Origin of the sequence: Sandaracinus amylolyticus (assembly GCF_021631985.1) — a bacterium.
Classification (GTDB): domain Bacteria; phylum Myxococcota_A; class Polyangia; order Polyangiales; family Sandaracinaceae; genus Sandaracinus; species Sandaracinus amylolyticus_A.
This window is the reverse complement of record NZ_CP070225.1, coordinates 2,384,929-2,394,560: the sequence shown is the minus strand read 5'-3', so window position 1 is coordinate 2,394,560 and position 9,632 is coordinate 2,384,929. Positions and strand designations below refer to the sequence as shown.

Annotated in this window: 13 protein-coding genes; all 13 read right to left on the bottom strand. The window is 70.6% G+C overall.

Going from position 1 to position 9,632, the window contains the following annotated elements:
• Positions 1 to 3: 3 nt before the first annotated feature.
• Entirely contained in the window at positions 4 to 750 is a 747-nt protein-coding gene (locus I5071_RS09855) for a response regulator (protein WP_236605165.1), read from the bottom strand.
• 128 nt (positions 751 to 878) lie between these two features.
• The gene (locus I5071_RS09850; RefSeq protein ID WP_236605164.1) at positions 879 to 1,982 is read right to left on the bottom strand and encodes a heparan-alpha-glucosaminide N-acetyltransferase domain-containing protein; all 1,104 of its coding nucleotides are present in this window, start codon (positions 1,980 to 1,982) and stop codon (positions 879 to 881) included.
• Positions 1,961 to 3,118, bottom strand: coding sequence for an exo-beta-N-acetylmuramidase NamZ domain-containing protein (locus I5071_RS09845; RefSeq protein ID WP_236605163.1), 1,158 nt, complete (start codon positions 3,116 to 3,118; stop codon positions 1,961 to 1,963). The genes I5071_RS09850 and I5071_RS09845 overlap by 22 nt, the downstream gene beginning before the upstream one ends.
• Positions 3,115 to 4,065, bottom strand: a complete 951-nt coding sequence (locus I5071_RS09840) for an aspartate carbamoyltransferase catalytic subunit (RefSeq protein WP_236605162.1) — start codon at positions 4,063 to 4,065, stop codon at positions 3,115 to 3,117. The genes I5071_RS09845 and I5071_RS09840 overlap by 4 nt, the downstream gene beginning before the upstream one ends.
• On the bottom strand, positions 4,062 to 4,604 hold the full coding sequence (gene pyrR, locus I5071_RS09835; protein ID WP_236605161.1) for a bifunctional pyr operon transcriptional regulator/uracil phosphoribosyltransferase PyrR: 543 nt from the start codon (positions 4,602 to 4,604) through the stop codon (positions 4,062 to 4,064). Before pyrR ends, I5071_RS09840 begins: the two co-directional genes overlap by 4 nt.
• A 50-nt stretch (positions 4,605 to 4,654) precedes the next feature.
• The gene (locus tag I5071_RS09830; RefSeq protein WP_236605160.1) at positions 4,655 to 5,098 is read right to left on the bottom strand and encodes a hypothetical protein; all 444 of its coding nucleotides are present in this window, start codon (positions 5,096 to 5,098) and stop codon (positions 4,655 to 4,657) included.
• Positions 5,095 to 5,679, bottom strand: coding sequence for a cytochrome c maturation protein CcmE (locus I5071_RS09825; protein ID WP_236605159.1), 585 nt, complete (start codon positions 5,677 to 5,679; stop codon positions 5,095 to 5,097). The genes I5071_RS09830 and I5071_RS09825 overlap by 4 nt, the downstream gene beginning before the upstream one ends.
• Before the next feature lie 39 nt (positions 5,680 to 5,718).
• Complete coding sequence (locus I5071_RS09820; RefSeq protein ID WP_236605158.1) at positions 5,719 to 6,051, bottom strand: PilZ domain-containing protein; 333 nt, start codon at positions 6,049 to 6,051, stop codon at positions 5,719 to 5,721.
• 210 nt (positions 6,052 to 6,261) lie between these two features.
• Positions 6,262 to 6,588, bottom strand: a complete 327-nt coding sequence (locus I5071_RS09815) for an ATP synthase F0 subunit C (RefSeq protein ID WP_053234591.1) — start codon at positions 6,586 to 6,588, stop codon at positions 6,262 to 6,264.
• Positions 6,589 to 6,725: 137 nt separating this feature from the next.
• The gene (gene atpB, locus I5071_RS09810) at positions 6,726 to 7,532 is read right to left on the bottom strand and encodes a F0F1 ATP synthase subunit A (RefSeq protein WP_236605157.1); all 807 of its coding nucleotides are present in this window, start codon (positions 7,530 to 7,532) and stop codon (positions 6,726 to 6,728) included.
• A gap of 7 nt (positions 7,533 to 7,539) precedes the next feature.
• A complete protein-coding gene (locus tag I5071_RS09805; protein ID WP_236605156.1) occupies positions 7,540 to 7,938 on the bottom strand; it encodes a hypothetical protein in 399 nt (132 codons plus the stop codon).
• Positions 7,939 to 7,962: 24 nt separating this feature from the next.
• Entirely contained in the window at positions 7,963 to 8,190 is a 228-nt protein-coding gene (locus I5071_RS09800) for an AtpZ/AtpI family protein (RefSeq protein ID WP_236605155.1), read from the bottom strand.
• 107 nt (positions 8,191 to 8,297) lie between these two features.
• Positions 8,298 to 9,584 carry a glutamate-1-semialdehyde 2,1-aminomutase gene (gene hemL, locus I5071_RS09795; protein WP_236605154.1) on the bottom strand — a complete coding sequence of 429 codons (1,287 nt, stop codon included), beginning with the start codon at positions 9,582 to 9,584 and terminating at the stop codon, positions 8,298 to 8,300.
• Positions 9,585 to 9,632: the final 48 nt, after the last annotated feature.

Sequence of the window (9,632 nt, the reverse complement as noted above, 5' to 3'; positions counted from 1 at the left end):
GCGTCAGCCCTCGGCGCCCTCGAGGGCGAGCGCCTCGAGCAGCCGATCCGGACGATCCGCGCGCGTCCACCACACCACGTCGGCGGGCCACACGCGCTCGTCGCGCCCGCCCTCGTCGATCACGACCATGCGCCCGCGCAGCCGCGGATCGACCTCGAGCGCCTTGCGCCACAACGTCGACGCGCTGAGATCGCGGAGCGCGCTCCCGATCACGACGCTGCGCAGCGCATCACGCGCGTAGAGCACGCGCAGCGCCTCGGTGCCGGAGTCGGTCGCCTGCACCGTCGCCCGCGTGCCGATCACCTCGCGCACCAGCGCCTGGGTCGCGATGCTCGCCGCGACGAACACACCCGCCCCGCGGCCCCGCGCTTTGCGCGCGCCGTACGCGAGCCAGCGCGACACCTCCGCGAGGAGCTCGCGCGGGTTGCCGGTCTTGCGGACATACCCGTCGGCGCCGCACTCCTTCACCAGCGCGTCGAGCTGCTCGGCCGGGCGGTCCGAGTGCAACACGATCACGCTCTCGTGTGACGAGCGACTACCGCGGAGTGACTGCGATATCTCGGTGCCCGTCACGAGCGGCATCGAGACGTCGATCAGGACCAACGCCGGTCGCTCTCGTAGGATCGCGGCGCTCGCGCCCACCGCGACCGATCGCGTGACCACCTCGTACCCGGCCCCGCGAAGGACCGTTCCCACCACGTCGATGATCAGCGGACTGTCGTCCACGATCATGATCTTCACCTTGCTCATCGACGACCCTCGACCGATCGGCACATGGAGTCCGATCACGCACGAGGCGGGGGTCGATCACAAGGAACTCGTGGTACCGCGAGCACGGCGCACGCGTCGGTGCGACATGCGCAACATCGGGCGACCATTCACGAATTCGCCCACCGCCGATCCTTCACGCGCTTGAGCGCGGCGGCGCCCCAGCTCGCGACCACCAAGAGCGTCGCCGCGAGCGCGCACGCACCGAGCGAGAGCCCTTCGCGCAAGCCCGTGACCTCGGCGAAGCGCCCGTAGCAGAGCGGCACATGGAAGGCGTACGCCCACAGCGAGCCCTGCCCCATCACCACGAAAAGCCACCGCACACGCTCCGGCAAGCGCGGCGCGATCAGCGCACCGATCGCGAGCACGAGCACACCGCGCGCGACGAGCTGCACCGCGTTCGCGATCACCGCGACGTGCGCACGATCGAGCGGCCCACCGAGCGCATCGACGATCGCGCGCTGCGCCCACGTGCCCACGACGACGACCACGCCTGCGATCGCGCCCATCGCGATCACGAACGACGTCGGCGCGCCCGCTGCGCTGCGTGCCTCGCGGTTGCGCGCGATCATGAGCCGCGCGACCAGGAACCCGATCGCCGCCCACGACGCGAGCGGGATCCACGGCATCCGCGTGATCCCCGGCACGTCGGCGAAGAGCCCGAGCACCCAGCCGATCGGCCCTTCCACGGTGCGTGACCACCGCGTCACCCAGGGGCAGATCACGATCGGCACGATCGCGATCCCGATCGCAACCCGCGTCACCACCTCCGCGCGAACGCGCTCACCGCGGATCGCCAGCGCGAGCGACGCGAGCGAGAGCCCGATGACGTGGAGCACGTCGGCGCGCAGCCACGTGACGATCCCTTCCGAGCCGTCGACGATCGCGGAGAACGCGTTGAGCGCGTAGCCCACCGCGACGATCTGCAGCGCGCGCGACATCACCGCGCGTCGCACGTCGTCGGCGCGCTCGCCCTTGCGCGCCGCGGCCTCGACCCTCAGCGAGAGCGACGCGCCCGCGAGCACGAGGAACGCGGGCAGCGCGAGCGTCTGCAGGAAGACGCGCTCGATCGTGTACCACGTCGTCTCGCGCGCCTCGGGCGACGCCCACGCGTCGAACGCGTGCCCCTGCACCATGAGCATCGACGCGAGCCCACGAGCGACGTCGATGCCCTGCACGCGCGCGGGCTTGCTCACCTCGGGTACAGCAGCCACGCGCGGCGCTCCTCGCCGAAGCGCGCCACCGCATCGCGCTCCGCGTCGAGGATCGCGTCCACGTCCGCGCCCGCGTCGATCGCCTCGCGCACCTCGGGCCCACCGCACAGCAGATCGATCGCGGGGACGTGATCGACGAACTCGTAGCGCTCGGTGCGCCACGCGAAGTCGGCGCGATGGGCGCGCGCGATCGCTGCGAGCATCCGCACGTACGCCGCGTACGGCGCGAAGCGCGCCTCGTCGATCACGTGCACCTGCACGCCGCCGCACACCGTCTTCGCGTGCTTGTGGAACGTCGGCGAGAACGTCAGCGGCCGCAGCGTCGCGCCCTCGATCACCACGTCGCGCGCCAGCGCGCGTCCGTCGACGAAGGGCGCGCCGAAGATCTCGAAGGGCCGCGTGGTCCCGCGCCCCTCGCTCAAGTTGGTGCCCTCGATCAGACAGCCACCGGGATACACGCGCGCGGTGTCGAGCGTCGGCATGTTCGGCGAGGGCAGCACCCACGGCAGGTCCCACCCGCGCGTCGCGTCCCAGCCCTCCATCGTCACGATCTCGAGCGCCTCGCGCGCGATCCCGCGCGACGTCGCGACCATCGTGACGATCTCGCCGATCGTCATCGCGTGCCGCACCGGCACGTCGTGCAGCCCCACGAACGAGCGATATCCGTCGCGCTGCGGCGCGCCCTCCATCACCACGCCGCCGAGCCGGTTCGGCCGATCGAGGATCACGGTGGTGATCCCGAGCGCGCTCGCCGCCTCGAGGCACAGCGCCGCGGTCCACACGAAGGTGTAGTAGCGACTGCCGACGTCCTGCAGATCGATCACGAGCGCGTCGATGTCCGCGAGCTGCGCGGGCGTCGGCGAGAGCGACGCGAAGCTGTCGCCGTAGAGCGTGTGGATCGGCGCACCATCGGGGGCGCGCGCATCGCCCACGCCGATCATGTCCTGCGCCTCGCCGCCGAAGCCGTGCTCGGGCCCGAAGTACGCGACGATCTGCGCGCCCGCCCGCGCCAGCACGCTCGACGCGTGCTCGAAGGACGAGGTCACGCTCGCCGGATGCGCGACGAGCCCGACGCGCCGCCCGCGCAGCGACGTCACCTCTCCGCGCGCGACGCGCTCCAGCCCGGTGCGCGTCACCCCTGCGTGCCCGGCCCGGCGCCCGCTTCACCCGCGAGCAGGTAGAGCACCGCCATGCGCACCGCGACGCCCGCCTCGACCTGATCGAGGATCGCGCTGCGCGCGTGATCCGCGACCTCGGGCGCGATCTCCACGCCGCGGTTCATCGGCCCGGGGTGCATGATGATCGCGTCGGGCTTCGCGTAGCCCAGCGTGCGCGGCGAGATGCCGAACGTGCGGCTGTACTCGCGCATGCTCGGCAGGAGCGCGCCCTCGAGCCGCTCGCGCTGGATGCGCAGCACCATCACGACGTCGGCGCCTTCGAGCGCGGGCTCGAGCCGATCGAATACTTTGACCCCCAACGATTCGACCTCGCTGGGCATCAGCGTGCGCGGTCCGACCACGCGCACCTCGGTCCCGAAGAGCCGCAGCAGGATCGCGTTGCTGCGCGCGACGCGCGAGTGCGCGACGTCGCCGCAGATCGTCACCACGAGCTTCGAGAGCGTGCCCTTCGCGCGGCGGATCGTGAACGCGTCGAGCAGCGCCTGCGTCGGGTGCTCGTGCGCGCCGTCGCCCGCGTTGACGATGCTGCACCCCACGCGCTCGCTCACGTAGTGCGGCGCGCCCGACGCGGAGTGCCGGATCACGACGACGTCGGGGTGCATCGCCTGCAGCGTCTGCACCGTGTCGAGCAGCGTCTCGCCCTTCGTGACGCTCGACGTCGACGTCGAGATGTTCACGACGTCCGCGCTGAGCCGCTTCCCCGCGAGCTCGAAGCTGGTGCGCGTCCGCGTGCTCGCCTCGAAGAAGAGGTTGATCACGCTCTTGCCGCGCAGCGTCGGCACCTTGCGCACCGGACGTCGCGAGACCTCGTAGAACACCTCGGCGGCGTCGAGGATCTGCGCGACGTCGCTCGCCTCGAGCCCCTCGATCCCGAGCAGATGCGTGTGCCTGAACGGCCTCGTCACGTCGTCGCGCTCCTCACGCAGATCGCACGCTCGAACCCGACGTCGTCGAGCTTCACCTCGAGCCGCGCACCACCGGGCACCTGGACCACGCGGCCCACGAAGTCGGGCGCGATCGGAAGCTCGCGCCCACCACGATCGAGCAGCACCGCGAGCCACACCCGGCGCGGCCTGCCGTAGTCGAGCAGACAGTCGATCGCCGCGCGGATCGTGCGGCCGGTCTGCATCACGTCGTCGACCAGCACGACCTCGCGCCCGGTCACGTCGAAGTCGATCCGGCTCGGACCGATCTTCGGATCGGGCAGCGCGGTCGCCGCGTCGTCGCGATAGAGCGCGATCTCGACGCTGCCCACCGGCACCACCTGCTTCTCGGCCTCTTCGATCGCACGCGCGAGGCGCTCCGCGATCGGCACGCCGCCTCGCCGCACGCCGACCAGCGCGAGCCGCTCGGTCCCACCGGCATGCTCGACGATCTCGTGCGCGAGCCGACGCACCGTCCGCGCGATCGACTCCGCGTCCATGACGGTCTCGCCCGGCTGCATCGGGCGCGTGTTCTACGCGCGGGGATCCCGCGTCGTCAATGCGCGGGCGCTCAGCTGCGCGAGGTCTTGCCGCACATCCGCCAGCCGCCGCCGGGCTGGCGCTCGCGGTGCTCGGGGCGCAGCTCGCTGCGGGCGTCCGCGGTGAGCAGCTCGCAGGGATCGAACCAGTGCAGCGTGCGCGCGACGCCGAGGATCGTCGGCACCGCGCCCCGGAACTCGTCGTTCTCGGGGCAGCGCCACCGCCACACGCCCGCGATCTCCGGCGCGTCCGCGGTGCAGAGCACTTCCTTCACGCCGCCGTTGCAGTTCGTCGAGACGATCAGGAACGCGCCCGGCAGCGCACGCGCGTCGTGGACGCGCAGCACCACGTCGTGGTGGAACTCGCCCTGCGTGTGGTGCTGCACGAGGTCGTATCCGCCGCAGAGACGACGCACGGCCTCGAGCAGATCGCCCAACGTCATCCGCGACGCGAGCGTCTCGAGCAGATCGCTCACGAGGGCGGCCGCGGCATTCCGACCGACGACGTCTCCGGCGGCGCCGCGTGCGGCATCGCCTCGCCGGCCTGCTGCCGCTGGTCCATCTCGTAGCGCGACGGGCACTTCGGGATCACCTGGCTCGCGAGGAACGAGCCGTCCTCGCGGAGGCGCCCCTCGACCGTCACCGAGATCCCCATGCCGTCGCGGAAGGTGTCCGGCACGACGCACTGCGGGAACTCGACCGGCATCCGGCGCTCACCGCTCTCGAGCACGAAGCGCCACTCGCAGGGCTCCTCGCGGAACTGCACCGAGCCGTTCGTCAGCGCGCCCTCGACGCGCAGCGTGCGACCCAGGTGCTCGCTCGGCTCGGCCACGACCTCTTCGATCGTCTCCGAGTACACGAACGTGTCCTCGCCGCTCAGCAGCCAACCGACCGCCCCGGCTCCCACTGCGAACACCGCGGCGAGCGCCACGATGCGAACCCAAGCGGGGGAGCGCGTCTCGCCACCGACGTCGCCGCGCGGAGACACCGCCGCGGGCGCATCGTCGCCGGCCTTCGCACGCTCGAGCAGGTCTTCGGTCTCGTCGCGGGCGTCCATGCGAGTCCGAGTATGTGGCGCTGCTCGCGCCTCGGCCAGCTACTCGGCCGTCTTCGGCGCGCCGTCGAGCTCGTGGAGCAGCCCGGTCCACACGTCCCGGCCCTCGCAGAACTGCACGAAACGCAGGCCCATCGCGCCGCGACCGCGACCCGCCTGGGCCCACACGACCTCGGCGTCGATCACCACCCGCCCGCGCCCCGGCTCGTCGAGCGAGATGCGCAGCTTCGTCCCCGGGGGCGGCGGGATCGACGTCCGCAGCTGCACGCCTCCCTCGCTCGCGTTCACCGTCTGGAGCGCGACGGTATAGCGGTCCCCCTCGCACCATAGACGGCGACGGAGGTCGTAGCGACGCTGGCGACGTTGTTCGGGCATGCAGGGGCGGCTCGCGCTCGGCGCCCCCCCGAGCTCCGAAACGCTCGCGAATATATCGAGATGCACGTCGCGACGTCAAACGTTGCGCGCGCATCCACGCTGCGCGGACGATGGCGCGACGGAAGCACGACGAGCCGACGCCCCGAAGAGCGCCGGCCCGTCGTTCGAGCCTCGTGTGCGAGCTCGGGCGCCGTCACCGGCGCTCGAGGATCACCCGCCGAGCGGCCCGATGAAGCCGCCCGCGATGAGGAGGGCGTAGATCACGAGCGACTCGATGAGGGCGAGGCCGAGGATCATCGGGACGAACAGCTTGCCCGACGCGTTCGGGTTGCGCGCGATGCCCTCGAGCGCCGCCGCCGCCGCGCGGCCCTGGCCGAGCGCGCCGCCGAGCGCCGCGATCGAGATCGCGAAGCCGGCCGCGATCGCCTTCCACATCTGGACGTCGTACTGGTTGGTCCCCGCGTCCTGAGCGAACGCCGTCGAGGTGATCGCGAGGATGGACAGGAACGTGGTGAGACCGAGCAGATTCTTCTTCATGACGAACGTGCCTCCTGCGAACCCCGGCGGGCACCGTGCCTCGATGAACGAGGCTGCACAGCCGCGGCTAGCCGACCGGAAAACGGGTTGCCTTGCTTCTCTCCGAACGAGCCGCTCGGGAGAGCGGCCGAGCTCTTTCAGTGGTGGCCTTCGTCGTGCTGGATCGCGAGGCCGATGTAGACCGTCGAGAGGATGCAGAACACCAGCGTCTGCACGATGCAGACGAGCGTTCCGAGCACCATGACGGGCACGGGAACGAGGAACGCGAACACGGTGAGGAACGCGCCGACGACGAGGTGGTCGGCGACCATGTTCGCCATCAGACGAATCGAGAGCGAGATGGGGCGCGCGATGTGGCTGATGACCTCGATGCAGAACATCAGGAGCATCAGCGGCAGCGCGTACCACGCGACGATCGGCCCGAAGAGGTGCTTCACGTGGTTGAAGCCGTTCTCCTTGATGCCGTAGACGTGCGTCGCGAGGAAGATGACGAGCGCCATCGCGAGCGTCGTGTTCAGGTTGTCCGTCGGCGGCGTGAAGCCGGGGACGAGACCGAGCACGTTCGAGAAGAGGATGAAGAACGCGCAGGTGCCGATCAGCGGCAGGAAGTAGCGCGCCGGCTTCGGCCCCATGATGTCCGACATCATCGAGTAGGCCGCGCCCACGAAGAGCTCGACGAACGTGCGGACCGTGAGGCGATCCTCGGGGACGATCGCGCTCTTGGTGTCCTTCACCTTCGTGCTCGCGAGGAACGCGATCACCGCGATGAGGAGGAGGATGAACAGCGCGCCGAACACGTGACCGACGTGACCGGTCTCGTTCGCGAGGATCGAGTCACTCTCGCCGGTCATCAGGTTGTTGATGACCATGACGAGGTTGACGACGTTGTCCCAGAGCGTCGTCCCTCGGAACGCCAGCGTGAACCACGACTCGCCGTGCGGCATCGCTCGCTCAGTCCCTCTCGCCGACGCCGAGGACGCCTTCGTCCTGCGCGTTCAGCGAGCCGTTGAAGTGGAGATGCAGCGCCCCACCGAACAAGCCGGTGACGAGCGCACTGACGCCGAGGATCAACCCCGTGGCGTCGAAGATGCGGAGCAGGATCGCCGCGCCCGCGAGGACGAAGCCGATCTTCGCGACGAGCACCGCGGTGAGGCCGAAGCCGCGCTCACCACGACGCACGATCGCCATCACGACCCAGCGGATCACCAGCCAGTTGAGCACCGCGAGCGACGCGCCCGCGATGGCGCCGAGGCCACGCTCGAAGCCGCCGCCCACGAACGCGATCACGACGAGAGGAAGCGTGCTCGCTCCCACCCAGCGCGTGATCGTGTCGACGATGCGGTGTTCCAAGATGTGCTCAGGGGTATGCGAGCGTCAGAGCTCGTCGAGGTTGGTTCTCTTCGCGAGGTCGTAGAGGCCCTTGAAGCCGGCGAAGATGCCGAGGGCCAATCCGACGTAGGTGAGAATGGGGCTGGTTCCGAACTTTCCGTCGAGCCAGGTGCCTCCGAAGTACCCGAGCATCGTGGCGATCACGAGCTCGAGCCCGACGGAGCCGACACGGCCCGCCGTCTTCAGCTGCTTGCGCTGCTCGGGTCCCAACAAACTCCCTCAGGCCCGACGGCGCGCGCCATGTAGCATGGCGTTTTGGGGGGTGCAAGGATGGCCAGGCGCGCGCCCGCTTGGCCATTTTGCTCAGCGATAACCGATGGTTACACCGCGGCGAACGCAGCCCGAGCGGCCGCGGCGGTGTGCTGCAGGGTGGCCTGGTCGTGGGCGATGCTCACGAAGCCGGCCTCGAACTGAGCAGGGGGCCACATGACGCCCGAGTCCAGCATCGCGTGGTGCCATCGACCGAACGCCGCGGTGTCGCAGCGCGCCGCGTCGGCCCACGAGCGCACCTCTCCTTCGCAGAAGAACGGCGTGATCATCGAGCCGGTGCGCTGGACGCGGACCGGGACCTTCGAGGCCTTCGACGCGTCGACGAGGATCGATTCGAGCTCGGCGCTCGCGGCCTCGAGGCGATCGTAGAAGGTCGCGTCGCCATCGAGGATGCGCAGCGTCGCGAGGCCCGCGGCCACCGCGAGCGGGTTCCCGCTGAGCGTGCCCGCCTGGTAGACCGGGCCGATCGGCGAGACCTTCTCCATGATCTCGCGACGTCCGCCGTAGACGCCGACCGGCAGGCCGCCGCCGACGATCTTGCCGAGCGTGGTGAGGTCGGGGGTGATGCCGAAGCGCTCCTGGGCGCCGCCCTTCGCGAGGCGGAAGCCGGTCATCACCTCGTCGAACACCAGCAGCGCGCCGTGCTCCGTGGTCAGCGCGCGGAGCGCGTCGAGGAACGCGCGGTCCGGCGGCACCGTCCCCATGTTGCCGACCACCGGCTCGAGGATGACCGCCGCGATCTCGCTGCCGCGCGCCGCGAAGAGCTCGTTCAGCGCCGCGACGTCGTTGTAGGGGAGCACCGTGCACGTGCTCGCGATCGACGCGGGAACGCCGGCGCTGGTGGGCACGCCGAACGTCGCGAGGCCGCTGCCCGCCTTGACCAGCAGGTAGTCGGCGCCGCCGTGGTAACAGCCCTCGAACTTCACGACGAGGTCGCGCCCCGTGAACCCGCGCGCGACCCGCAGCGCGCCCATGACCGCCTCGGTGCCGCTCGACGTGAAGCGCATCATCGAGATCGACGGGACCATCTTCGCGACCAGGTCCGCGAGGTCGGTCTCCTGCGCGGTGGGCGCGCCGTAGCTCGCGCCGCGCGTCATCGCCGTCTGCACCGCGGACACGACGTCGGGGTGCGCGTGGCCGACGATCATCGGGCCCCACGACGCGACGTAGTCGACGTACTTCTTGCCGTCCGCGCCCCAGAGGTACGCGCCCTCTGCGCGGTCGACGAAGACGGGCGTGCCACCGACCGCGCGGAACGCGCGCACGGGGGAATTCACGCCACCGGGGAAGCGCTCCTGGGCGCGGCGGAAGAGCTCGGCGGAGACGGGGTCGCTCATGGCGCGCGGAGCATAGCCCGGGCGCATTGACGCGCGAGGGTGCCGGGG